This window comes from Psychrobacter sp. 1Y4 (assembly GCF_051847555.1).
This window is the reverse complement of record NZ_JBPYDE010000377.1, coordinates 1-812: the sequence shown is the minus strand read 5'-3', so window position 1 is coordinate 812 and position 812 is coordinate 1. Positions and strand designations below refer to the sequence as shown.

The 812-nt window shown below is 49.6% G+C and carries 1 protein-coding gene; it reads right to left on the bottom strand.

The window, feature by feature from the left end:
* Positions 1–812 (bottom strand): diaminopimelate decarboxylase (gene lysA / locus ACS8FC_RS16440; protein WP_439297564.1); only part of this gene is annotated, 812 nt, incomplete at both ends.

Sequence of the window (812 nt, the reverse complement as noted above, 5' to 3'; positions counted from 1 at the left end):
GGCTTTGTACCATTTGTATCAATGCCATCGCTCGGCAATGTACTTGGAATTACGGCCATTTCAGCTTGATATAAAGCAGGACGAATCAAGTCGTTCATCGCGGCATCGACGATCGCAAAGTTCTTATGCTCAGTCGGCTTAAGTACATCGACTTGCGTCAACAGCACACCAGCATTGGCAACGATACTACGACCTGGCTCGAAGAATACGGTCAAACCAAGCTCGCTTAATTTTGGCAATAAAGCCTCGGCAAACTCATTGATAGACACAGGCGTCTCATCAATATAGCGCACGCCTAAACCGCCACCCAAATCAATGTGACGCAGCTCAATACCATGATCACGCAGGCTATGTATCAGCTCAATGACTTTGTCTAGTGCGGCGACAAACGGCGCGACTTCCGTCAACTGCGAGCCAATGTGACAATCAATACCAACGATATCGATATGCGATAAATCTGCCGCTTGCTGATAAACCGCTAGAGCGTCTTCATGGGTAATACCGAACTTGTTGTCTTTAAGACCCGTTGAGATATACGGATGTGTCTTGGCATCGACATTGGGATTGACGCGTAATGAGATTGGCGCATGCTTATTAAGTGCTGCCGCTACCTCGTTGATCAAGGTCAGCTCACTGATCGACTCGACGTTGAAGCAGCCGATACCTTGGGTCAATGCGTATTCGATATCGCCATAAGTTTTGCCAACACCTGAGAAGACAACGCGCGCTGTCTCGCCGCCTGCAGCCAGTACGCGCATCAGCTCACCACGAGAGACGATATCAAACCCAGCACCTGCCTGCGCAAGCACCCC